The organism is Longimonas halophila (assembly GCF_002554705.1).
GTDB classification, from domain to species: Bacteria; Bacteroidota; Rhodothermia; order Rhodothermales; family Salinibacteraceae; genus Longimonas; species Longimonas halophila.
In genome coordinates, this window is the sequence record NZ_PDEP01000015.1 from 71,126 (window position 1) to 94,463 (window position 23,338).

General features: G+C 62.2%; 23 protein-coding genes. 5 read left to right on the top strand and 18 right to left on the bottom strand.

Annotated features, from left to right (window positions below; translation table 11 throughout):
• The first annotated feature begins 25 nt into the window (after positions 1 to 25).
• A complete protein-coding gene (locus tag CRI93_RS13510; protein WP_098063174.1) occupies positions 26 to 2,065 on the top strand; it encodes a heavy metal translocating P-type ATPase in 2,040 nt (679 codons plus the stop codon).
• Positions 2,066 to 2,468: 403 nt separating this feature from the next.
• On the opposite strand, the gene CRI93_RS15625 is transcribed toward CRI93_RS13510, so the two are convergent.
• The 3 genes from CRI93_RS15625 to CRI93_RS13525 are packed head-to-tail and all read right to left on the bottom strand — an operon-like array spanning position 2,469 to position 3,757.
• Entirely contained in the window at positions 2,469 to 2,678 is a 210-nt protein-coding gene (locus CRI93_RS15625) for a GDCCVxC domain-containing (seleno)protein (RefSeq protein WP_098063198.1), read from the bottom strand.
• Positions 2,679 to 2,687: 9 nt separating this feature from the next.
• Positions 2,688 to 3,347 (bottom strand): mercuric transporter MerT family protein, encoded by a 660-nt coding sequence (locus CRI93_RS15630; protein WP_098063175.1) that lies wholly within the window; start codon positions 3,345 to 3,347, stop codon positions 2,688 to 2,690.
• The gene (locus tag CRI93_RS13525; protein ID WP_098063176.1) at positions 3,344 to 3,757 is read right to left on the bottom strand and encodes an ArsR/SmtB family transcription factor; all 414 of its coding nucleotides are present in this window, start codon (positions 3,755 to 3,757) and stop codon (positions 3,344 to 3,346) included. Before CRI93_RS13525 ends, CRI93_RS15630 begins: the two co-directional genes overlap by 4 nt.
• Before the next feature lie 224 nt (positions 3,758 to 3,981).
• On the opposite strand from CRI93_RS13525, the gene CRI93_RS13530 reads away from it, so the two are divergent.
• Both CRI93_RS13530 and lgt read left to right on the top strand, forming a co-directional pair.
• Positions 3,982 to 5,094, top strand: a complete 1,113-nt coding sequence (locus CRI93_RS13530; RefSeq protein ID WP_098063177.1) for a redoxin domain-containing protein — start codon at positions 3,982 to 3,984, stop codon at positions 5,092 to 5,094.
• 145 nt (positions 5,095 to 5,239) lie between these two features.
• A complete protein-coding gene (lgt, locus tag CRI93_RS13535) occupies positions 5,240 to 6,046 on the top strand; it encodes a prolipoprotein diacylglyceryl transferase (protein ID WP_098063178.1) in 807 nt (268 codons plus the stop codon).
• Between the two features lie 3 nt (positions 6,047 to 6,049).
• Here the strand turns inward: lgt and CRI93_RS13540 are convergent, their stop codons facing one another.
• The 7 genes from CRI93_RS13540 to CRI93_RS13570 all read right to left on the bottom strand — a co-directional run bounded on the left by CRI93_RS13540 (position 6,050) and on the right by CRI93_RS13570 (position 11,660).
• Entirely contained in the window at positions 6,050 to 6,688 is a 639-nt protein-coding gene (locus tag CRI93_RS13540) for a thymidine kinase (protein ID WP_098063179.1), read from the bottom strand.
• Positions 6,689 to 6,822: 134 nt separating this feature from the next.
• On the bottom strand, positions 6,823 to 8,745 hold the full coding sequence (locus tag CRI93_RS13545) for a BatD family protein (protein WP_098063180.1): 1,923 nt from the start codon (positions 8,743 to 8,745) through the stop codon (positions 6,823 to 6,825).
• A 117-nt stretch (positions 8,746 to 8,862) separates the two neighbouring features.
• Positions 8,863 to 9,585 (bottom strand): hypothetical protein, encoded by a 723-nt coding sequence (locus CRI93_RS13550; protein ID WP_098063181.1) that lies wholly within the window; start codon positions 9,583 to 9,585, stop codon positions 8,863 to 8,865.
• A 47-nt stretch (positions 9,586 to 9,632) separates the two neighbouring features.
• Positions 9,633 to 10,031, bottom strand: coding sequence for a DUF423 domain-containing protein (locus CRI93_RS13555; RefSeq protein ID WP_098063182.1), 399 nt, complete (start codon positions 10,029 to 10,031; stop codon positions 9,633 to 9,635).
• 42 nt (positions 10,032 to 10,073) lie between these two features.
• Positions 10,074 to 10,541, bottom strand: a complete 468-nt coding sequence (gene rsfS, locus CRI93_RS13560; protein WP_098063183.1) for a ribosome silencing factor — start codon at positions 10,539 to 10,541, stop codon at positions 10,074 to 10,076.
• 59 nt (positions 10,542 to 10,600) lie between these two features.
• A complete protein-coding gene (locus CRI93_RS13565; protein WP_098063184.1) occupies positions 10,601 to 11,068 on the bottom strand; it encodes a LytR C-terminal domain-containing protein in 468 nt (155 codons plus the stop codon).
• 52 nt (positions 11,069 to 11,120) lie between these two features.
• On the bottom strand, positions 11,121 to 11,660 hold the full coding sequence (locus CRI93_RS13570) for a hypothetical protein (RefSeq protein WP_176521880.1): 540 nt from the start codon (positions 11,658 to 11,660) through the stop codon (positions 11,121 to 11,123).
• A gap of 421 nt (positions 11,661 to 12,081) precedes the next feature.
• On the opposite strand from CRI93_RS13570, the gene CRI93_RS13575 reads away from it, so the two are divergent.
• A complete protein-coding gene (locus tag CRI93_RS13575; RefSeq protein WP_098063185.1) occupies positions 12,082 to 12,564 on the top strand; it encodes a hypothetical protein in 483 nt (160 codons plus the stop codon).
• Between the two features lie 15 nt (positions 12,565 to 12,579).
• Here CRI93_RS13575 and CRI93_RS13580 read toward each other — a convergent pair whose 3' ends face one another.
• The 6 genes from CRI93_RS13580 to arsM form a co-directional block, all read right to left on the bottom strand.
• Positions 12,580 to 13,953 carry an NAD-dependent succinate-semialdehyde dehydrogenase gene (locus tag CRI93_RS13580; protein WP_098063186.1) on the bottom strand — a complete coding sequence of 458 codons (1,374 nt, stop codon included), beginning with the start codon at positions 13,951 to 13,953 and terminating at the stop codon, positions 12,580 to 12,582.
• A 201-nt stretch (positions 13,954 to 14,154) separates the two neighbouring features.
• Complete coding sequence (locus CRI93_RS13585) at positions 14,155 to 14,577, bottom strand: type II toxin-antitoxin system VapC family toxin (protein ID WP_098063187.1); 423 nt, start codon at positions 14,575 to 14,577, stop codon at positions 14,155 to 14,157.
• Positions 14,564 to 14,842, bottom strand: a complete 279-nt coding sequence (locus CRI93_RS13590; protein ID WP_098063188.1) for a hypothetical protein — start codon at positions 14,840 to 14,842, stop codon at positions 14,564 to 14,566. Before CRI93_RS13590 ends, CRI93_RS13585 begins: the two co-directional genes overlap by 14 nt.
• A gap of 174 nt (positions 14,843 to 15,016) precedes the next feature.
• Positions 15,017 to 16,804 carry an arsenical pump-driving ATPase gene (gene arsA / locus CRI93_RS13595; RefSeq protein ID WP_098063189.1) on the bottom strand — a complete coding sequence of 596 codons (1,788 nt, stop codon included), beginning with the start codon at positions 16,802 to 16,804 and terminating at the stop codon, positions 15,017 to 15,019.
• A gap of 66 nt (positions 16,805 to 16,870) precedes the next feature.
• On the bottom strand, positions 16,871 to 17,200 hold the full coding sequence (arsD, locus tag CRI93_RS13600) for an arsenite efflux transporter metallochaperone ArsD (RefSeq protein ID WP_176521881.1): 330 nt from the start codon (positions 17,198 to 17,200) through the stop codon (positions 16,871 to 16,873).
• A gap of 270 nt (positions 17,201 to 17,470) precedes the next feature.
• Positions 17,471 to 18,283, bottom strand: a complete 813-nt coding sequence (gene arsM, locus CRI93_RS13605) for an arsenite methyltransferase (RefSeq protein WP_098063191.1) — start codon at positions 18,281 to 18,283, stop codon at positions 17,471 to 17,473.
• 466 nt (positions 18,284 to 18,749) lie between these two features.
• Between arsM and ppk2 the strand changes: the two genes are divergently transcribed.
• Positions 18,750 to 19,547 carry a polyphosphate kinase 2 gene (gene ppk2, locus CRI93_RS13610; RefSeq protein WP_098063192.1) on the top strand — a complete coding sequence of 266 codons (798 nt, stop codon included), beginning with the start codon at positions 18,750 to 18,752 and terminating at the stop codon, positions 19,545 to 19,547.
• 47 nt (positions 19,548 to 19,594) lie between these two features.
• On the opposite strand, the gene CRI93_RS13615 is transcribed toward ppk2, so the two are convergent.
• A complete protein-coding gene (locus CRI93_RS13615; RefSeq protein ID WP_141491723.1) occupies positions 19,595 to 20,296 on the bottom strand; it encodes a hypothetical protein in 702 nt (233 codons plus the stop codon).
• Positions 20,297 to 20,510: 214 nt separating this feature from the next.
• A complete protein-coding gene (locus CRI93_RS13620; RefSeq protein WP_098063194.1) occupies positions 20,511 to 23,180 on the bottom strand; it encodes a class I SAM-dependent DNA methyltransferase in 2,670 nt (889 codons plus the stop codon).
• Positions 23,181 to 23,338: the final 158 nt, after the last annotated feature.

A 23,338-nucleotide genomic window follows, 5' to 3' on the forward strand; every position in this document is an offset into this window, starting at 1 on the left:
TTACAAATAGATGCCTACAGTCGGTATGAACGACCAAGTGCGCCACAACCATGCCAATTCTGATAATCATCAGGAGCACGCCCACAGCGATCACGACCACCACAGCCCAGAAGCATTCCGCAACCGGTTCTGGCTGAGCCTGGTGCTCATGCTTCCGATTCTTTACCTGTCGGCGGAGCTGCAGGACTGGCTCGGGTTTGAGACCGTGTCATTCCCAGGCGATGCATGGGTTGCGCCGGTACTGGGCACCGTGCTCTTTTTCTACGGTGGATGGCCTTTTCTGCAAGGGTTTGTCCGCGAAATCCGTGAGCGGCAGCCGGGTATGATGACGCTCATCGCGCTGGCCATTACCGTGGCGTACGGGTACAGCCTGGCCGTTACAGCTGGATTCCCCGGCTCGGCGCTGTACTGGGAGCTGGCCACTCTTATCGTTATTATGCTACTGGGGCACTGGGTCGAGATGGCCTCGGTGCAGGGCGCCGGTAAGGCGCTGGAGCATCTGGCCGAACTGGTGCCCAACACCGCCCGCCGCCTGACAGGCAACGGCGAGACTGAGGAGGTACCCGTTCATGAACTCAGCGAAGGCGATCGCATCCTCGTCCGTCCCGGCGACCAGATTCCTGCTGACGGCGACGTGGTCGATGGCACGTCGAGTGTGAACGAAGCATTCCTGACAGGCGAGTCGAAACCGGTGCCGAAGGAAAAGGGCGACGAGGTCGTGGCAGGCGGCGTTAACGGTGAAGGCGCGCTCACCGTGGAAGTCAAGCGCACTGGCGGCGACACCACGCTCAGTCAGGTGCAGCGGCTGGTAGAGGAAGCGCAGGCATCGCGGAGTCGGTTCCAGAACCTGGCCGACCGAGCCGCTTTCTGGCTCACCCTTATTGCTGTAGGTGCGGGCACGGTCACCTTTGCCACGTGGTGGGCCATCGGGTACGAGCTCAACTTTGCGATTGTGCGCACCGTGACGGTGCTCGTCATGGCGTGCCCGCACGCGCTGGGACTGGCGATTCCGCTGGTGATCGTCAATGCCACAGCGATGTCGGCGCAGAACGGCATTCTCGTGCGGAACCGTGAGGCCTTTGAGCGGGCGCGCGCTATCGATGTGGTGTGCTTCGACAAGACGGGCACGCTCACGAAGGGCGAGCACGTGGTGCAGTCTGTGCATACGAACGGACTCGGCGAAGGCGAGGCGCTCAAACTCGCTGCGGCGCTGGAGAACCGGTCCGAGCACCATCTGGCTGAAGCAATCGTGACGGCGGCACGCGAGCGCAATCTGGACGTGCCTGCCGTCGACGACTTTGAGGTCACCGCGGGGAAGGGGGTAACCGGACGGGTTCAGGACCGGACCTACCGCATCGGCCAACTGGAGTGGCGCGAGGCATTCGACATAGATTTTCCGGATGCGCTTCAGTCGTCCTACGACGCTGCGAACGAGCGTGGCGAAAGCGTCGTCGCGCTCATGGACGAACACGAGGTCCTGGCACTCATCGCGCTGGCCGACCAGGTGCGTCCGAGTGCAAAAGCTGCGGTGGATGCGCTCCGCGAGATGGGCGTCGAATCCGTTATGATTACGGGTGATGCGGAGGCGGTGGCCCAGACGGTGGCCGCTGAGCTGGGTATCAAGCAGTACCACGCCCGCGTGCTGCCTGGCGACAAATCCGATATCGTGCAAGGGTTGCAGGAAAAGGGACAGCAGGTGGCCTTTGTGGGCGATGGCATCAACGATGCCCCGGCACTTGCACAGGCGAACCTGGGCATTGCAATTGGCGCGGGAACGAACGTGGCGATCGAGTCGGCGGATCTTGTGCTCATTGAGGACGATCCGCAAGATGTGACGCGCGTGCTGCGGCTCTCGGGGCTTACCTATCGCAAGATGATTCAGAACCTGTTCTGGGCCACGGGCTACAACGCCATCGCACTGCCTCTGGCCGCGGGGGTCGCCTTTCCACTGGGAATCCTCCTGTCTCCAGCGGTAGGAGCCGTCCTGATGAGTGCCTCCACCGTCATCGTTGCCATCAATGCCATGCTGATGCGGCGGTATGATCTGAAATTCCGCGTGACCTGACTTGTCCAAATATAGCGATTCTGGATCCCTCTACTGCTGTGTCAACCCTGAATGATTGGGGTTAGATGCGTACTTCCCCCTCCATCCTACCCTTCCTCCCCGGGGAGGAAGGAACCATGGGACGCTTTCATGAAGTCCCCCTCAGAGGAGGGGGATTTAGGGGGAGGGATTCCATGTTCTCAAAGGACCTAAACAATCACCTGTGACGGAGCACTACTCTGATCGTTATCAGCCAGAACACGATGTAGCGCCCCCCTTACTGGCCGCGGGGTATCGCACTACGAGACGATATGGACGTGGCCCATCCCATTGGCGTAACTGAACGTGCGGCTGAGAGCCTTTTTGCTGCCCCTGTAGCTGATCAGCCTTTTGCAGTAGCCTGCAGGCAGACTGTTGGCAATGGTCAGCAGCAGGCCCCAGTCCCTGTGTGCTGCACGGGCGGACAGGGCACGCTCCCGTACGAACAGAAGACGCAGCAGTCGCCCTCTTCGGGACGAAGCACGGTCTCGCAATGGGGGCAGTCCCAGAAGAACTGGCACTGCTCCGTAGGCATCTCAGCCTCCGTCTTCATGTCGCACGTTGGGCATGTGATGATTGATGTCGTTTGAGGCATGGGCATAGATCAGGAAGCAGATTTCGATGCAGAAGGAAAGCCGGCATGCTCCGTTGCTTGCGTCAGAGCCTCAATGGATGTCCGGTCCGGGTCGAAGCGAACGACGGCCTCGGGCGGCTCCAGCGTTGCTTCGGCCTCGTACACACCGTCCACATCCCGGAGGGCAGTCTGCACGGTTTGCGGGCACGCTGCGCAGGTCATGCCCTCCACGGTAAGCACGACCTGCTGGAAGGAGGCGGGCGCAGTCGATGATTGGGACGCGGCAGGCTGTGTAGTGCTCCCTGCCCCAGTGCGGGCCTGCTGCGTCGCTGCGCGCGGCGAGGGTCCGATCAGCCAGGGGCTCACCACAAGCGCCATCACCGCCAGCGTCCCGGCGCCAAGGAGCAAGCGGCGCGTTGTGGACGAAACTATCGTCTCACAGTCGCAATCTGGCTGGCGGCTCATCTGCCATTCGTTGTAGCCCGCGTAGCCGAGCCCACCTACAGCCAGGCTCACGAAGATCCAGCGATAGGGCGCAAGCGCGGTGAGGCCTCCGATCCATACCCCACCGATTCCGAGGCTCACCAGGACAAGCGGAATCGTACAGCAGGCCGAGGCGGCAACGGCAGCACCGAGCGCCGCACCCATGCTCCAGTTCGTGCCTTTGTTTGAGGAGTTTTGTGTGCTCATGATGCGGAATCAGTTGGATTCAAGTTCAGCGTGACCTGCGCCTTATCCCCTTGCTCAAAGAACTCGACGAGCATGCGGGCGAAGGCGTTATCGGTGCAGACCGAGTAGTAGATCGTCTGCGCGTCGCGACGGGCTTCGACAAGTGCTTTCTCCCGCAGAATCTTCAGGTGGCGGGATACTGACGGCTGGGTAATCTCGAAGATATCGGCCAAGTCGCACACGCAGAGCTCGCCTGCGCGGTGCAGGACGTAGAGCATCCGCAGGCGCGTCTCGTTGCTGGCCGCGTCGAAGTAGGCGGCCAATGCCACGAGTTGGTCGTTGGCATGCGCCTCGGTGCGAAGTCCAGCGAGCAGATCGGCTGTGCGATCGGGCTGCACACAGTTTTGGTCGTTCACGTCACGTCTTGACATAAGCGTAGATACTTAACATGTTTGCTATATAGCTAACTCGCTAAATAAACAGGTAGGGTACAAGTTCCTTCTGTATGCTGTTGAGCCATGGAGCGATTTGGCGTAACACATCACTTGTCGTATGCAACAGAACGTGCCTCATGCTGGGAAGCCTGCTCCACAATGTAGCAGCCCCAGTAGGTGTCCATGTGCCCTCTCGCATTTTTTGATATGTGCCTTTCCTCATGAACCACTCCTCTGCCTCAGTGCCTGTAGTTTCCGACATTGCCCAGCGCGTGGCACACCACGCCTTTGCACCCGTCCACAACGGGTTCACGGTAGATCCTGAAACGGGCAACGACGGCGTGGCTGATCTGCAAAGCACCGACGGACGTGTGCGTACCCTTGCCGTGCGCGATCTTATCCGACACGGGCAAGGCGGACAGGTAGCAAACGTAATCGGGCTGCTCCGCCACGACAGCATGCATGTGCGGCAGGTAGCGGCGATGACGTTGGGCCTTCTTCGAGCCGAGTCGGCAATCGCCCCACTTAGCAAGCGGCTCGCGGATATGGACGAAGATCCGGTGGTTCGCTCGCAGGCCGCCATTGCACTCGGACAGATCGGCGGGGGCGCAGAGGTGCTGGCAGCGCAGGAGGAGACTGCTGAACAGCCCGACGTACGCCATCAGTGTGAGGTTGCGCTGGACCGCATTCGCAAGCAGAAGCCGGTTGAACCTGCCGCTGCAGAACAGATTGCTGCGCTTGACTCCGAAGCGTTTGGCCGCGTGCAGGTTGGCGAACCGGCCCCCAACTTCACGCTCAACGATACCGAAGGCACCGCGTGGTCGCTATCAGACCTGCGAGGCGAGAAGACCGTCGTTCTGCTCTGGGTGTTCGCGGATTGGTGCCCGGTCTGCCACAAGGAGTTTCATGCACTCATTCGTCGCGAGGCACAGTTTCGAGAGTTCGATGTAGCCGTTGCCACGCTGGAGTGCCATGACCGCTACCGGGGCCGCGTGATGACGGGTCAAGAACTGCGCCCTTCGTACTGGTTTGCCGACAAGCTACCGGGCGGTCATCCGCTCGATGCATATCCTGATGGCATCTGGTGGCCGCATCTCCTTGACCAGGGGGCCACGGTCGGCGCCCGCTACGGCATCGATCCGTGGCAGTTTGCCGTGCACTCCGAGTACGTAAATCGCCCGGCCACTGTCATTATTGATACAGAGGGCGTGGTGCAGCTTGCCTATTTCGGAACGTATTGGGGCGACCGTCCAACCATCGGTCAGGTTTTAAACATGATAGAGACAGACACCTACACGTTCAACGCTCCTCCTCCACGCAAGGGCCCACACTAACACCTTTTGGGGGAGCTCGCCGCCTTCATTACCCAACTCATCTCTGTAGACCATTCTTGTTGAGATCCCCCATAGACGGAACGCCTGTGCCCATGGCATTCGTTGCTAAAGCGGTTGCTATACTCTGCTTATTCCGCCGTGCCTCATGATGCCATCCCTGCACATCGACTGGAACGTGGACCCCGTACTGTTCGATCTGGGACTGTTTCAAATTCACTGGTACGGTGTCCTCTTTGCCACCGGTTTCTTTCTGGGCTATCTTGTGGTGCAGCGCATGTTTGTGTGGGAGGAGAAACCGCTGCGCGATCTGGAGCCGCTCTTCTTTTACGTGATTGGCGGCGCGGTCATCGGGGCGCGGCTCGGGCATATCGTGTTCTACAACCTGACGTACTACGTGCTCAATCCCATCGAAGTCTTCTACATCCACCAGGGCGGACTCGCCAGCCATGGGGGCGGCATTGGCATTATCATCGCGTTGTATCTGTACGCACGCTCGCGCCGCGAGCAGCCGTACCTGTGGGTTACCGACCGGGTGGTGGTGCCTACCGCACTGGCAGGCATGTTCATCCGCATCGGCAACGTGTTCAACTCAGAGCTCTACGGCATGCCTGCTGATGTGCCATGGGCATTCGTCTTCGAGCGGGTCGATGCGGTGCCGCGCCACCCTGTGCAGTTGTATGAGGCGCTGGCCTACGGGCTGATCTTCGTGGTGCTGTTTCTGGTGTACCGATGGCGAGTCTATCCGCGCACGCAGCAGGGGGAGGCACAGCACGGCCTGCTATCGGGGCTTTTTCTCATCCTCGTATTCACTGCCCGCTTCGGGCTGGAGTTCTTCAAAGCGCCGGTATCGGACCTGGTGCAGGTCCTCCCCATCGATATGGGGCAGCTACTGAGTCTCCCTGCGGTGCTGCTGGGGCTGTGGCTGCTGTGGCGGGTGCGGCGGCCTGCGTGAATGCTACTCGCCCCCCTCGGGCGAGGCCGATGAGGTAACGGGCGCAGCCGGAGCGGGTGCAGTCGACTCAGGCACCTCGCCCGGCTGAAAGCAGTCGCGACAGCGCGGCTCGTAGGCTTCGGTGGCGCCCAAGAGCACGCGCTCATCGCCCGGCACAATGCGCTGCGAGTGATTCGCCGGGGCACCGCACTGCACACAGATCGCGTGCAGCTTGGTGACGTGCTCGGCAATCGCCATGAGCTGCGGAATCGGCTCGAAGGGCTGGCCCTTGTAGTCCTGGTCGAGCCCGGCCACGACCACGCGCACGCCACGCGCCGCCAGCGTCTGGCACGCCTCGACCAGATCGTTGCCAAAGAACTGGGCTTCGTCGATGCCGACAACGTCGGCGCCATCGGCCTGGCGAATCATCGACGCAGCCGACTCTACGGGCACCGTGGGCAGGGCTGTTTCGTCGTGTGAGACCACTTCGTCGTCGCTGTAGCGCGTGTCGAGGGCCGGCTTGAACGCAATGGTCTCTTGCCGTGCAATGCGCGCACGGCGCAGGCGACGAATGAGCTCTTCGGTTTTGCCACTGAACATCGATCCGCACACGACTTCAATCCAGCCGGCGTTGCGGGTTCGGTCTACGATATGAGGCTCCATGAAACGCATTTTCCTCCAACAAAATATACGGGGCCAGACAGCATAGGCTGCATGCTGTGTACAGGGTAGCATGTGGCTGGTGCAGATGCCACGCCCAATCGTCACATTCCGACGAAAAGCCCCAGTGCTTGTGCTCAGTCGGCTACAGCGGGACGCCCCTCCGGAAGCGCCGCGTCCAGGTGCAGCACGAGCGTGTGGGCGGCGTCGAGGGCCGCCAGCCGCGAGTCGTGCGACGGGTGGGCGGGGCTGAAGCGCGCCTGGTCGCAGGCGTGCAGCAGTTCTTCGGCGGTCTCGCGGACGGGACGGTCGATGCCATGCGCGTCCAGCACGGCAAATAACTCGTGCCGGGCGAGTCCGTTGGGCGAGCGGTTAAGGCGTTGTGCAACCAGTTCCACAACAGCCCGCTCCAGCGCGCGGTAGAATGCCGCCGTGGTACCGGCCCGCAACGCATGCTGGGCAGCATCAAGATGGATCTGGGCCTGCTTCATAGCAGGATCAGCAGCGGCTGTATCGATTTTTCCGGACGACTGCGATGCCTCTGCATCCTCCTGAGTGCTGCCCTGTGGACCTGATGTACGCTGTTCCTGGGTGGGGCTGCGGCGTAGCCGGGTCAGTAGCACAGCGCCCCACTTCCAATAGGCCCACGCCCCAGCGGCTCCAAGGGTAAGTGTTCCGCTAAGCAGCAGTGCCCATCGGAACCATCCGCCCGTGTTCGGGGACGACTGCGCCGCCGGGCTTTGCTCTGCTGGTGATACGTTTGGAGCGTTATCGCGAGGCTGCACATGCACCGGTACTGCCTTGGCGTTGTGCGTTATGAACGACTCGACCTCCGGGTCGAAGTGGCTCCACGACAGCGCAGGCACAACGAAGGGCTCCGCCGTGCGCGGCACCAGCGTGTAGGTGAACGTGCGCGTGCCGTGCAGATAGCCCTGCGTCCGCTCGAACGTTGTTTCGGTGCGCGGCCCCATCACATCCACATGCTGCGGCAGACGCAGCGGCGGTGCCTCAACAGCGTAGAGGTTGCCTGTGCCTTCTACGGTGAGCGTAACCGAAAGCCCCTCGCCAACGGCGACGTCGCTGGGCACCGGGCGGCGCTCCCACTGGAACGCCCCCACCGCACCGCGAAACGACGCGGGAGCGTCTTCTTCGGGAACGGGCTGGGCGGTGACTTGCACGGGCGGCGAGGCCAGCATGAGATCCTCAAACGCACGCTGCATGGGCATGATCTGGTCGGCCGTTGCCATGCCCAGGCCAGGCGTAGCTTCGGTTTCCACACGCAGCGGACGCACGCGCAGCGATCCGGCCCGCGTGGGAAACGTGGCCACCCGCTTGATTACGATGTACCGATACGTGGCGTTGGGCGTATCGGGCTGCGGCTGGCCATTCACTTCCAGCTCCTCGCGCCAGAACCCCGGCGCCTCCCACGCCTCGGCCAGGCGGCTCTGGCGCAGGCGAATGCCGGGCCGAAAGTAGAGCCGGTACTCAATGGGCACCTGCTCTCCTACGAAAACCGCCGTGTCAGCAGGCGTCACGTCAATGAAGAGGTCGTCGTCGCTAATAAGCGGTTCCGTAGCTCCGTTGGTCTCGCGTTGGGGCCCGCGTGCCGCCTCAGAGGCGCCCCCCGAGCCATGCCCCGTAGGAGGCATTCCAGTGCGGGTCGACTGCGGCACGACTTCCACGTCAATGGTGCCCGTCGACACCGTTTGCGTGCCAATCTGCACCGTTACCGGATCGAACGTCGCTGTACCCAGCCGCATGGGCCGGTAGCGCCACGAAAACGTGACCACCCGCTCAGAGCGTCCGTTGCGTTCGTGGGCATGCTGCTCCGTAGCCGGAGTCGCATTCAGCAACACCAGGTTCGATGTCGGGGGCGGTTCGGGCGTGCGAATGGAGGCAAGCGGTGCGCCCTGTATCTGCAGCGAGTACGTAATTCGCTCTTCCGAGCCAATCGTATACGCGTCGACCTGGGCCTCCACCTGCACGGCCGACTGCCCCTGCGCAGGACCAATGCTCCACAGCGCGAGCATGGCAATCCCAAGTAGAACGCGCACAGGCATGGCAACGCAACGTAGTGAAAGAAGACCATTGACAGCGTTTCTACGGCGCGCCTGCAACGGAGTTACACCTGTATCGAGGTGCGGTTGGGGGCGTAACAACGGCCAGCCCCCGCTGCCTTACCAATCGCGCCCCGTTTCGGGAGGAGCCCCAAACGAACGCATGGCCCGCATCAGCGGCTGACCCTGCGCCTCTACCAGTTGCAGCAACGCCTCGGCCTGCGCCTGCGTCAGGGGCGTAACAGGTTGGGGGGAGGCCAAACTGGGCGATGACGCCGACGGTGGGTTCCGGACCTCCGTGGGCTCGCGCTCTGCTTCGGGCACGGTCGCACGGGGCGATGGGTCTCCGTTCGAGCCAGGGCGTTCCGATGCAGTGCCCGGCGTACCCGCTTGCCCCGCGTCTCCATCCGAAGGCGCCTTGTCAGAACGCGGGGGATCGCTCTCTCCGGGGTTCGGTGAAGGCGATTCGCCGGTCTGGGGGTTGCCGTCGGTGCCGTCGTCAGACGCGTCGTCTTGGCGGTCGCCCTGGGTCTGGTTTCCCCCCTGGTTCGAGTCAGCACGCTCGCCGTCTTCAGCGCCTGCTCCGGCGCCCGACTGGCCCGTCTCAGACGGATCGGGCTGCGGCGGCTGGCGCTCGATTTCGGCCTGAAGCGCCTGTAGCTTGGGATGGTCGGGCGCCACGCGCAGCCCTTCTTCCACGGCCTGCAACGCAGCCTCGGCCTCGTCGGCCAAGTAATGCTGAGCGGCACGATGGAAGTAAGCCGTCCCGATGTCACTGGAGCCATCCGACTGGGCCGCTGCGGGGCTGCTTCCGAGCAGACTCAGCGCGAGAAGCCCGAGCATCCAACCGAATACTCTGTAGCGGTGGGAACGTGGCAAGCTACAGGCACTCATGGCATCGGCACGCTTTGCGGCGACCACGTGAATACGGACCAGGCCAGCAAGCCCCATCCTACGATAAATGCCACGCCCCCGATGGGCGCTACGGCCCCGAGTATCGGTGTGTCAGTGAGCACGAGGGTGTACAGGCTGCCCGAAAAGAACACAACGCCTGTTAGAAAGCTGACACCGGCCCAGAAGACCGGTGTAGCCGGAGCGCCCAGCGCCAGCAGTCCCCCCGCTGCTACGAGGGCAAGGGCATGGTACATCTGGTACTGCACCCCCGTGTTGAACGTGTCGATGCGATCGGGCGAGACGCGGGTTTCGAGTCCGTGCGCGCCAAACGCGCCCAGCGCCACGGCCAGCCCCGCCAGCACCGCGCCCACGCCAAGAAAGAAGCGAATCGTCATGATGCAGAACAGCAGTTGGTGCAACAAACGGCGGCAGGCGATCTACGCATTGCCCGAGGCTGCCGCAGAGAGCGCCTGCAGCAGCTCAACGTCCGAGGCATCCCCGTCGTCGGGCACATCGGCGCGATCGGCATCGCCCCAGAGGCGTTCGATGTTGTAGTGCGCGCGTTTTTCTTCGCTAAAGACATGGACCACCACATCCACATAGTCGAGCACGACCCACTCCAGTGCCTCGGTGCCTTCGCGCTGCCAGGGGCGCTCACCGCACGTCTCCTCGATATGATCCATCACCCCGTTTGCAATGGCGCGGATCTGCACGTCTGAGCCGCCGGTGCCGAGCACAAAGAAGTCGGCCATGGCAGCAATGGAGCGCAGGTCAAGCACCACAATATCCGTGGCTTTCTTCTCGGCCATGGCGTCAACGGCGTGGGCGGTTAGCGCATAGCCGGGGTTTTGGGGAGGGCGCCGTGTGGGCGCATCGGGCGATGGGGGCGTGTTCGGGGTAGCCATGTAGTAGAGCGTAATGAGAGTAGGGAGGGCGAGAAGCAGTGCAGCGCCGACTGAGGCAGCTAATCGGCGGTCTGAAAGGGCGGTAGCGTTTCGTAGTCGTGCCCAATGAGCACCGAGGCGTCAAGATACATCTCTGGATTTACGTTTTGATGCACATGCTCGTCATCTACGCCAAGCGCCTGTGCCACACGGCGGGCCGATTCGGGATCGCCGATGCGGTCAATCACCTGTGTGTGTTCGACATCGAAGCTTGTGTGGTTGCCCACATCGACCACATCGAACCCCTTGTCGCGCAGATACGACATCACGGTCGCCGCCAGGCCGTCGGCCCCGGCAGCGTTGCGGACCTCCACCTGGATGACCGTGCCTACCAGTTCGTCCGATGTCGTAGCGCGGTCGGGGTTGGTAGGCGGCGTGCGGCCGGGCTGGGCGACCAGCCCATAGACGAGTGCTGCACACATCAGGCCAAGCATGGCCAGCGCCACGTTGAGCATTATTTCTTTAGCACGCGCGGCAGACCAACTCATACGCAGGGCCGTCTCGTACGCAGGGGCAGGCGTAGCTGCTTGGAGGTCTCAGTTAGTTGCGCCAGAACAGATTGCTGGTCCCGGTATGGGCCCGCATGCCCACATGGCTGCGGTGTCCGTAAGGGCTGTACGCGCCGCCATAGGGACTCATGTACGAGCCATGTGGACTCTGGCGCATCTGAAACCGAAACTCCATGTTTTCGGAGGGACGATACGCCACTTCGGCGTTCCGTAAGAAGACGCGGGCGTCTTGCTCATTGGCAAAGGAGTTGCTTCCACCAAAGGGCGAGTGCGACAGGCTCACGTCCACGCGCGCGGCCCATTGCTCGTTGAACTGCCACATCATGGAGTTGGTGTACATGCCGAGCGAGGCCGAATTGCCCCCGAAGCGCGACATGGACATCTCGTAGGCATGCGACATCCGAAAGTGCTCATCGCTAAACAGCGTATTCAGCAGGCTTCCTGCTGTGGAGCCGTCGTCGTAGAGCGCCGCCGGAGCCGGGCGGCTGGCCGTTTCGCGTAGCTGCGCCTGGGCAGGCTGCATCACGCTAAGCATGACCACTAAGCAGAGCAACGAAAAGAAAGCACGCATAGGCGATTCACCTCGGAAATCCAGGACGTAATGGGGAAAGCGGTTCATGGCAGTGCCACGTTTAGTCGGTACCCGCCTTCTGCTTTTTTGTTCGATGCAGGCAGACATACGTTTTGCGCTGTGCAAGCCCCCCGAAAGCCTCTCGTGGTACCGGTCTGCTGGATGAGTCTGTACGCCACTCTCGATGTTTGAAGTGGCCGTTTGACGTATGCACAATGCTACTGCATGCTGCTACCGGCGACTATTTCCTTATCTCATGGCCCATGCGGATATCCGCCGCCAGCGCGCGCTTTTCGCCTGTTTTGACACATATGGTAAAACATTTGACACGCTCGGAAAAGCATTCCTTCGTGCGTACGGGTACGTTGGGAGCACGTAACAGTCCTGCCGCTGATCACGCTCATGTGCTTCCTGCTGTGTTATGGCCTCCACTGTTGAAGAACGGCTTCTGGCCGATGCCTCTCCTGGGCATGCCGCACGCTGGCAACGTTTAATTCCGAACCAGCTACGCACAACCACGCACCCGGGCGTGCATCAAGTGTTAGACCATGTGATGCATCTGGATACGGCTCTGGATCCGCCCGTGTGGACGGCGCTCTCGGAAGCTCGTTCAGTGCAGCAGTTGCGTGCACGGTACCGACGACTTGCGGCGCAGCATGCCACCCCGCACTCGAAAGCGGACAACGACGCGCCCGTAACTTCTTCGGTTGCGCCGAAGGTGGATGCGCTGCTTCATTTTCTGCAAGAACAAGCGGCTCGCATTCCCGAGGGACCTGTGCTCTTAAACACGCTGCATCAGCGCTGTCAGTGGATGTGGGTGGCCAGCACACTGCATGCTGCGTTTACGCATCCGATGCTCTCGGAGCTGGGCCGCCTGCGGCAGGGGAAGCCACCGCGCAACTGATGGCCCTGCCCTCGACTATTCCACCCAAACGGTCTTCACGTTTACAAACTCACGGATGCCGTGAGCGCCTAACTCGCGTCCGTAGCCGCTGTCTTTGATGCCACCAAACGGCAGGCGCGGATCGCTCTTCACCATGCTGTTCACGAACGCACAGCCCACCTCCAGCTGCTGCGCGATCTGCTCGCCGCGCTCGATGTTTTGCGTAAAGACCGCACCACCCAGTCCAAACTGCGTATCATTGGCCAGGTCCACGGCATCCTCAGCATCCGCCGCCACGACAATGGACGCCACTGGGCCGAAGATCTCTTCGACGAAAGCCACGCTGCCCGGCACCACATCGGTAAGGACCGTGGGCGGCATGTAGAAGCCATCGGTATCGGCAGGCACTTCAGCTTCAGCAGCGATGGTGGCGCCCTCGTTCACCGCACGGTCAACCTGGCGGCGGACCGTGTCGCGCAGGTCGGCGCGGGCCATCGGGCCGATGTCGGTGGCCGGGTCGGTCGGGTCGCCCACGGTGAGGGCGTCCACTGTGGCTGCGACGCGCTCGGTGAACGCATCCGCAATGGGGGCTTCTACGATGAACCGTTTCGCCGCGATGCAGCTCTGCCCATTGTTCTGCATGCGCGCCTGCACCGCTGTGTCCACGGCAGCATCCAGATCCGCATCTGCCAAAACAATGAAGGGGGCGGAGCCGCCCAGTTCGAGCACGGTGGGTTTGACCTGGGCGGCTGCTTGCTGCGCCACGGCCTGGCCGGCCCCCACGCTGCCGGTGAGCGTAACCGCCTGCACGCGCCGATCGGCAATGCACGAGCTTACGGTATCCTCGTCGATGCGGAGCGTCTGCACCTCACCGCTGTCGAACCCCGCCTCCACACAGAGCTGCTCAATAGCTTCCGCACAGCCCATCGTGTTGGGCGCGTGCTTTAAGAGCATGGTGTTGCCCGCCATGAGCGCCGGCGCACCGAACCGGAACGCCTGCCAGAACGGGTAATTCCACGGCATAATCGCCAGCACCGTCCCCAGCGGCTCATACCGCACGTAGGAGCGCTGCGCATCGGTCTCCACCGTCTTGTGCGATAGGATGTCAGCGCCGTGCTCGGCATAGTGACGGCAGACCCACGCGCACTTCTCAGCTTCGCCCTTCGCCTGACTGAGCGGCTTGCCCATCTCGCGCGTCATAAGCGCGCCCCACTCGTCCGGTCGCGACTCCAGCGCATCGGCCAGAGCGTGCAGCCGCGCCGCACGCTCCTCGAACGGACGCGATTTCTGGATGATTGCTGCCTCATGGGCCCGCTGCAAGCGCGCATCCACTTCGGCGTCGGTGTGCGCGTCGTACGTGGCGATGGGCGTGTTCGTGGCGGGGTTGATCGACGTGAAGGACGTGGGCATAGCGAAAGCAGGTTGAATTCGGGTGGATACGAACACGTGTGCCCGAACGAAAGCGGTTTGCAGGGAGATCCGTGGGGCGCGGGGCTTGCATGAAGCTTCCTTCTCAAGAACGTAGGGACACGGCGCGCCGCGTCCCTACATAATCGTGTGGCCCCAAGACGTGTAGGGCTCTGCTCTTGCGGGCGCTGTCCCAGCCGCATGCTACACGCCAGGAATGAGTACGTTGAGCGGCTGGCCGTCTGCACGGCGATACACCTGAAAGTCCGAATCGGTCGTAAAGATCGTGGGAGCTGCCTGGCGCTCCGCCATCTGCACAAGACAGGCATCGGCGAAGGACATGGGTTGGTCGGCGTAGGCGTTCATGATCTCATGTATATGCTCTGCATTCGGGGCGTAGGAAAATGGCACGGCTACGGCACCGCGTTCGAGGAAACGAATGAGCTGCTGGGTCCCTCGGGGCACATGCTCCAGCAGGTGAAAGGCCTCCGAGAGCACGGCCTCACACGTGTAGAGGGGGGTAGTGAGGTGAGCCATCTGCGTTTTAGTCCAGGTATGGTGCTGATCCCGCCGGTCAAAGAAGGCTACAAGCGGCCCGGCGTCAATGAGCACCTCAGTCTTTGCCATAATCCTCCATGTATTTAGGGTTGGTGGAGAGGTCACTCGGTCCTTCCACAGAACCGCACAGGTCCTGCGCGAGCTCTAACACTGAACCTGGTTGCGGTTCGATGGCGTCTGCTTCCTCATCCGTGTCCGCGGCAAGTTCGCGCTCAACGGCAGCCAGCACGGCCTCTTTCTGCGTGCTCCCCTTGCGCTCGGCCAGGCGCTTGATCTTGGCCTTCTGCGCTGGCGTCAGGCGCATCTTGAATGACTCTGTTGCTTGCTGTGACATATTAGGGCGCATTGGGACTGACTGAAAATACGTACGTTTCTTGTATATTCACATGCGCGTCTTGTTGCCCCAAGAGACGCAGATCATTGCGTGGCGCTCCATCCTCGCCCAACACGTAGGGACACGGCGCGCCGTGTCCCTACGTGATTCGTATGCTGCGTCGATTCGAGCAGATCAGGCATGCGCCCGCCCTACACCCATGCGTCCGGCCGCCAGATCGCGCAGGCGGTCGGGACCCGTGGGCTCGTTGGGCATCCACGGCGCGAGGGCGGTGCGCGAGGCGTAGTCGTTTTGCACGGTCTCGATCTGCGGCATCTCCGCATGAGCGCGCTCCACAAGCAGTGGATCTGTAGGACCGGCGGCAGCCAGGCTCTGGTTTACGACCCACGCGTAGGGCGTGATGCCCGCCCGCTCCAGGTCGTCCTGCAACTGTTTGGCTTCGAGCACCGGCGTGGTTTCGGGCAGCGTTACGAGCAGCATTTTCGTGTAGTCCGGGTCCTGCAGGCGCATCAGCGGCGTGGTGATGCGCTGTTCGTCGACATCCGCGGTGCGCAGCACTTCGCGGTGATAGGAGCCCGTGGTATCCAGAAGCAGCAGTGTGTGGCCGGTGGGCGCTGTATCTACCACGACAAACTGCCGACGCGCCTGGCCCACCACCCGCGAGAAGGCGCGGAAGACCGCCACCTCTTGCGTGCAGGGCGAGCGTAGGTCTTCTTCGAGCAGCTCGCGCTCTTCCGGATCCAGATTCTTGCCTTTGGTCTTCAGCACGCGCTCGCGGTACTGCTCGGTGGCCTCGTTTGGGTCGATCGCCTCGACCGTCAGGTTTGGCTGGCTGTCGCCGATAGTGTCGTGGATATGCGCGGCCGGATCGGTGGTGGTGAGCAGCACGTCTTCGCCCCGCTCGGCCAGTTCAACAGCGACCGCAGCGGCAATCGTGGTCTTACCTACGCCGCCCTTGCCCATGGTCATGATGAGCCCATGCCCGTCGTCGGCAAAGCCGCTCACGAGATCCTGTACGGTCGGCAGGCTGACGCTGGGCGCGCGCTCGGGGCCTTCGGTCGTTGAGGCGGGCGTTGCATCGTCATCGAGCAGCGTGCGTAGCGCGTGGAGGCCGACCAGGTTGTGACCCTTCAGCGGCACGACGTCGCGCGGCAGATCGGCGATCTCATCAGGGATCTGCGCAACGGCGTCGTCGGCGCGTTGCTGCATGGCGGCCGCCAGCGGATCGCCGGGGTCCTGCGCCTGAAAGACGCCATTCACCACGAGCTGCTGATTGGTGATGCCGAGGTCGCGCAACTCGCCACTGGAACGGGCCGCCTCGTGGAGTGCCGAGCGCTCGGGACGCGCCACGAGCACCAGTGTGGTGCGGTCGCTGTCGTTGAGGGCCTCCACCGCTTCGGTGTAGCGGTCCTGCTGCGCCTCCAGCCCCGAGACCGGACCCAGGCACGACGCGCCTTCGGGGTTGTCCTCGATGAAGTCGCTCCACGCCGCGGGCAGCTCCAACAGGCGCAGCGTGTGACCGGTGGGTGCGGTGTCGAACACGATATGATCGTACGGGGCCGTCGCCTCCGAATCCGCAAGAAACTGCGTGAACTTGTCGAACGCCGCAATCTCGGTGGTGCAGGCCCCAGAGAGCTGCTCCTCAACCTGCGCGACGGTGTCCTCGGGCAGCACGCCCATCATCGGCTCAACAACCCGCTCGCGGTAGGCATCGGCGGCCTGTTCGGGATCGATGTTGATCGCCGACAGATGCGGCACCGTGTCTACCGAGGCCACCTCGGGACCCACCGGCGCTTCGAGCACCTGCTCCAGGTTCGACGCGGGATCGGTGCTAATGAGCAATACGTTGTGGCCCGCGTCGGCCAGCTTCACTGCCGAGGCGCACGCAAGCGACGTTTTGCCCACCCCGCCTTTGCCGGTAAAAAAGAGATGGCGCGTGGGGCTGTTCAGGTAGGAGAGCATATCTTTAAAATATAGGTGTTTAGGGGGATACGAAGCGATGCGGCAGGCAGCATCAAGTATACCGCGCTACGCAGGTTCGAGGCCCACGAGTTGGTTCAGTTCGTCGCGCGAGGGATAGTCGCCGGTATGGACGATCTCGCCATCCACAAGGATCAGCGGCAGCACGTCGTGCCCGTCATCCATCAGCGCATCGTAGACGACCGCCGTATCCATAAATGCTTCGGGGGTGGTGCTCGGATTGTAGCGTGTAACCTCTGCGCCGTGGCGCCGTAGTTTGCGCAGAGCGCCGGAGAACGCCACAAGCGTCTCATCGGCCTCGGGGCCGCAGACGCCGGTCGAGCAGCACATGGGCGGGTCGAACACATCGATGGTCGGCATAGTCGCCTCTTTAGGCATAGTCGCTTTGGTTCGGTTCAATGATGCTGAGAAGGTAGGTAACGGCATGTGCAGGTTTCCTCCTCCTTTGCTGACTGTCTTGTGGCAGCATACGCAATCCTAACATCCCCCATTCCCTCACGCTGTTCGGGCGTTTCCCCCTTCGCGAAGGGGAGACACGAGCGTCAGCGACTGACGAAGCGAAGCGGAGTACATGTCGCGCAGCGACAAAGGGGGATGCCTGCCCGGAAAAGACAATGGAAAAACCCGCACACTGCGTTAGGTAGGTGCTTAGGAGGTAGGTGCTGGTTTGGTGCCCTGCACAGTAATACTCCACAGACGCGCGCCGCCCGTTGCCGCATTGACCAGCGTGTCTACTCCTGCAGGCAGGGTCTCTTTGGGGATCTCGATTTCGCGGCGCGACAGGACCTCAACCGCTGCAAAGCCCGCCGCCTCAATCTGATGCAGATAGTCCGTCTCTTCTAGCGCTCCGGCCACGCATCCCGCATACAACGCTGCCGAACGCTGAATGAGGTCCGGGAGCGTGCCCTCGGATACGATATCAGACACCGTGAAGTGACCGCCGGGCTTTAGGATGCGGTGGATCTCGGCGAAGGCGTGCGCTTTGTCGGGCACCAGGTTGAGCACGCAGTTGGAGAGCACCACATCGGCGGTGCCCGCTTCCAGCGGAATGGCCTCGATGTCGCCTTCGATGAACGAGACGTTGTCGAACCCGAACTGCTCAGCATTCGCTGTGGCTTTGGCGACCATCTCTGGCGCAAAGTCCACGCCGATAACGCGTCCGGTGTCGCCCACGATGCGGCGCGCTACGAACGCATCGAGTCCGGCGCCTGAGCCCAGATCGACGACGGTCTGTCCGGGCTCCAGTCCCGCGTGTTCTGTGGGCACGCCACAGCCCAGATGCAGATCGGCCTCGGCCACGTAGCCGTCGACGGTGTCGTAGGCATCGCCGATCATGTTGGTGACGTCGCCCGCGGATCCGCAGCACGAGGGGCCGCAGCCTGCTGCATCGCCACGGGCAATAGCTGCGTAGGTGGAACGGACGGTGTCGCGGAGGGCGTCGTGCTCAGAAGAAGGAGGCATCGCTGGGTGGCGTTAGTTTCGTTTATCGTCGATATACGATATTGCGACGTATGGGCATTGGTTTCCCGCTGCACATGCATTCATGAGTCGTTCATCGCATTTGTGCGATTAATGCGGTGGTGAGGCGCATGGCTACGCCTGACCAAGATTGTCAGTCTCCGAAGATCCGATGCCTTGCTTCATTCGCAGTTCGTCCTGGCGGTTCGTTTATTGATTGCAAGGTAGCGGTTCAATGCTAAGTGATGGACCAAATATACCAGTAGCCGGAGACTGGGAGCGCCACCCGGCGCGGACGTCTCCGGCGAGACTGACGGGAGCGAACGGAGGACCGTTCGCCTCAGTCAACGTTTTTACCAGAAGGCCATCACTTAAGGTCTATCCACTACCGATTGCAACCGGCCCCCGCCTCCGGCTCCGGCACGACCTGTTCATTCGCTTGTCTCGTTCCCTCATATCCGTACGGCCCATGCACTCCGACGAGAAGCTCTCCAAAAAACGATACAAGAAGGAACTCAAACGCCTCCGCATTGAGTTGCGACGGCTGCAGAAGTGGGTTAAGATGCAGGGGATGCGCGTTGTTCTCGTGTTCGAGGGGCGCGATGCGGCGGGCAAGGGCGGCGCGATCAAGCGGCTCATCAAACCGCTCAATCCGCGCTTCTGCCGCGTGGTGGCGCTCGATAAGCCGACGGAGCGTGAGCAGACGCAGTGGTACTTTCAGCGCTACGTAGCGCACCTGCCCTCGGCGGGCGAAATTGTCATCTTCGACCGGAGCTGGTACAATCGGGCGGGCGTGGAGCGCGTGATGGGGTTCTGCACGGACGAAGAGTATGAGCGCTTCCTGCGGGATGCGCCCAAGTTCGAGCAGTTGCTCATTTCCTCGGGCATCCTGCTGGTCAAGTACTGGTTCTCGGTCAGCGCCGAAGAGCAGAAGAAGCGGTTCAAAAAGCGCATCAACAGCGATACCAAGCGGTGGAAGCTCAGTGCGATTGACCTGGAGTCGCGGGCGCGCTGGCAGGAGTACTCACGTGCGAAGGATACGATGTTCGAGTACACCGACACCGAGGCGTCGCCCTGGTATGTGGTGCCGTCGGATATTAAGCGCAAGGCGCGCCTCAACTGCATTCACCACTTCCTGAGCATGGTGGACTATGAGGAGGTGGAGTTTGTGATGCCCACGGAGATCACGCTGCCGCCCAAACAGGAGGAACTCGACTACGAGCGTCCGCCGATCGATTCGCAGCGGATTGTGCCGCAGGTGTATTAGGCGATGCCCAATCCGCTGGCGCATCCCGCACACATACAACCAGGCGCTCACGGAATCAGATCGTCCAGCAGGCCGCGCCCGTGGATCGTTACGCTTGGGATGAAGAGCACCGGGTTGTCGTTCGAGATGTCGAGCGCGGGCTCGTCGTAGTAGAGGCCGATCTCGGGCGAGATGCCCAACTGCTGGTCGCCAATGCGCACGCCGAAGAAGCCGCCCACCGTGGGCGTATCCGACGCGGCCGACTCGCTCAAGGGAAGCGTCTGCATGATGCGCGATCCGCCGTAGGGCGTCAGGGTTGCGGCCTCAGGGCCAGATGCGATGAGCGTGCCGCCAAAGTACCAGTTCTGCCCGTAGTTGATGAACCCGGTGCCGCCCATCACGGCCATGGCGAAGCCGGACGTATCGGCGCCCACGAAGCGGCGCTTTACGTTGACTACGACGCCGCTAATGCCGGGCAGGCGCACGCCTACGTCGGTCTGTTCGTTGACCCCAAATCGGATTTCGGTATCCAGGCCCATATATCCCACGGCTTCTTCCTGATCATTCGTGTCAATGCCTTCGAGTCCGTTGGGCACGGCGTAGACGGTTGTGGTTGCAACCGGCCCGTCGGCCTCGTCGACCGGATGCGCGGTGGTTCCGGTAGCGTACGGCAGGCAGCCGGTCAGCAGGAGCGTACAGGCGACCACCGCGAGTAGCGAGAACGCGTGCATCCATGTGTACGAGGACGCGCGGAGGAGCAGGGGAGTCATGACAGGGACGTCGCTGAGATGATGGACGGTGCGGGCGCTTCACGATTTTATTATAGTCAACAGCCTGCTTCGGTGCAACGCCGGCCCCCTTGCCGGAGATGCCCGCGCCTGAGGGCCGCTCTCGCCCAATTGCATCTGCTGAGCGCCGGGGAGATGGTTCGACTGCGCTCACCATGACATGTCCGGAGGATGAACCAAATGTTTGGGGAAGTGCTCACCCCACAAACGCGCCATCATCGGTCGGGGTGAGGTGGCCGAGGGTGGCCAGGGTGTCGAGGAGGTCGCGGACCTTGGCGCGTGGGGCGCGGTGGAAGTGCCGGGCCACTTGCTCGGGCGTGAGCGGGTCGCCGGTCTGTTCGACGACCTGACGCACCAGCTGCGCCCGCTCGGCCAGCGTGCCGGGCCACGGCAGCGGCTCCACGGGCGCGCCATCGCCGCTAAGCTCGATCTCCAGATCCAGCGCGGCCTGCGTGGTGGCGTCGGGGTCCTGGTAGGCGGGGCGCAGGTAGCGGATGTGCCCCTGCTCTTCTTCGGCGCGCCGCTCGGCGTTTAGGTCCACCAGGCGCTGCAGAATTGCGTCTTCGGGCAGGTCGGCGGGCCAGCCGTAGGCATCGGCGACGGCGGCGTCGAGGTCGTCGTGCAGTTCCTTGAGCAGGCCCACCAGCCCCTGTTCGTGGATCTGCCGCTCGTCGTCGGTCAGCGATTCGCCGGCGCGCTCCTTGTCGAGCACGTTGTAGAGCCCGGTCATGGTGAGGCCGTCGTGCGCCGCCAGCCGCTCTTTACGATGCCGATCCAGCTGCTCGCCCAGTTTGCGGATGCGCGCTTTCTGCGCCTCGCTCGCGGCCGGGAAGGGGAAGGGGTCGAAGCACTGGGTTTTTACATACACAGGATCGTTTCCAACTCCCAATCTTCCACCAGCAGCCAACGACCAAAGGACATGAATACGACTGGATAGCACCCCAAGATGGAAAGCGTCGCTGAGTGTGATTGCAACCAGCTTCTTATCTGGCAAAATCGCTGAGTTGAGGAACTGGAAGAAACGATGCTTAGCCACCTCAGGTGTGGCGATATATCTCTCTATGTCTTCGAAAGCTGGTCGCAGTGTGCTAATAGGCTCGCCGAATATCCACCAGTTTTCTCGACGGGACTTTCTTCTATTCTGTTCGCGTTCAGGTTTCACATGCTCCTTAACATGCTGGTATACAGCCGGAAAACGGTTCCGCACCTCCTCAGCCTCCAAACCATATAGATCTATTACCATCACATCACGGGATTCTTGTGCCAAGTCCCGGCCATTACGATAAGGTCTAATGTGGTTCTCCAAGCCATCAATCTCTCCCAACCCAAGCGCATGCGCTTTTTCTTTTTCAACAATGAATCCTGATCCGGCAAGCATCACCCCAACACCGCTGATGTCTTCATTCGCTTCTAACGGCTCAGCTCCTGCGATGTCTGCACCGATCGTCAGGTCCGGCAGGATGTTGCCGATGCGTTCGTCCAGCTCCACATCCCAGTGAATGCCGGTGGACTGCTCCTCGCGCGTTACGGTCTGCAGCGTGCCTTTCTGGTCGGTCACCGCGCCCACGGTCATCGCAATGCGCACGTCCGAGCCATCGGTGGAGGCGACCCACGGGTGATCGGGAATCGCAAAGACCAGGCTCACCGGCGTACTGGCCTTGATCTGCTTCTCCATCACCTTGCGGTTAAAGGTCTGCCGGATGCTGTTGGTGGTAATCAGCCCGAAGCGCTCTGCACTCGCATCCCACCCATCCAGCTTGCCGCGTACGGCTTTGGCGGCTTTGTACCACCAGAACATCACGAAATCGGCGCTTTGGCGCACTTTGCGATAGTACGCATCGCGTAGCGCTTCGGTGTAGCCGTCGCCCAGCGCCTCCCGCATGTCTTTCGCGCCGATGAACGGCGGGTTGCCCACAATGAAATCGGCCTCGGGCCAGTGGGCGGGGCGCGGGTTGGTGTAGTCGTAGACCGGCTCCTGCGCGTCGGGATCGGGCACCATCTCGCCGGTGGTGGGGTCTTCCTTGTAGGTGCGGCGGTCCCACCGCGTCACGGGCGTGCCGTCGTCGGCGGTGCGGGGCTCCTTTTCGTCGTAGGCGAGCACCGCATCCTGGTGGCGGATGTTGTTGTAGCTTTTCAGGATGGGCGCGTCGAGGCGCTCGGCATCGCCATAGGTGCGAAAGTGCCACTGCAGATAGCCAATCCAGAGCACCACATCGGCAATGGCGGCGGCGCGGGGGTTGACCTCCAGCCCCAGGAGCTGCTCGGGCGAGACGCGGTAGCCGCCCGTCATGTCGAGTGACTGCTGTCCGGCGTAGTCGTGCAGGGCATCGAGCACCTCGGCTTCGAGGCGTTTCAGGTGCTCCAGCGTCACGTACAGGAAGTTGCCCGATCCGCACGCGGGGTCGAGGATGCGGACGGAGCAGAGGCGGCGGTGAAACTGCACGATCTGCTCGCGGGCCTTGGCCTCGTTGCCGTTGGCCTCCAGCGCCACGGCAGCAGTCTGCGCGGCCTCGAACTCGGATCGCAGCGGGGCAATGACGGTGGGCACCACCAGGCGCTCCACGTAGGCCCGCGGCGTAAAGTGCGCGCCCAGCTTGTGGCGCTCGCGGGGATCGAGGGCGCGTTCGAGGAGGGTGCCAAAGATGGCGGGCTCGACTTCGGACCAGTCGGCGAGGGCGGCGTCAATCAGGAGTTCGAGCTGGGCTTCGGAGACGGGCAGGGCCTCCGCCTCCGCAAACAGCTGGCCGTTAAAGCGCTGGATGGTGGTTTGGAAGCTGGGCTCGAATCCGCCCTCGTCCATGGTCGTCCACAGATGCTCCAGCGCCTGCGGGAAGGTGTCGAGGTGGCCGCGGTACTGGTTCAGCATGTCGTAGAAGCGGCGCTCGGGTAAGAGCCCCCACAGTACATGACAAAACTCAGGCGGGTCTTAACAAAACAGAACGGGCCTATCCTCCAGCGGTACAGGTCGTGAGACAAACCATGACCTGTGCTGAAGAATAGACCCGTCTGCCTATGCCTTACGTG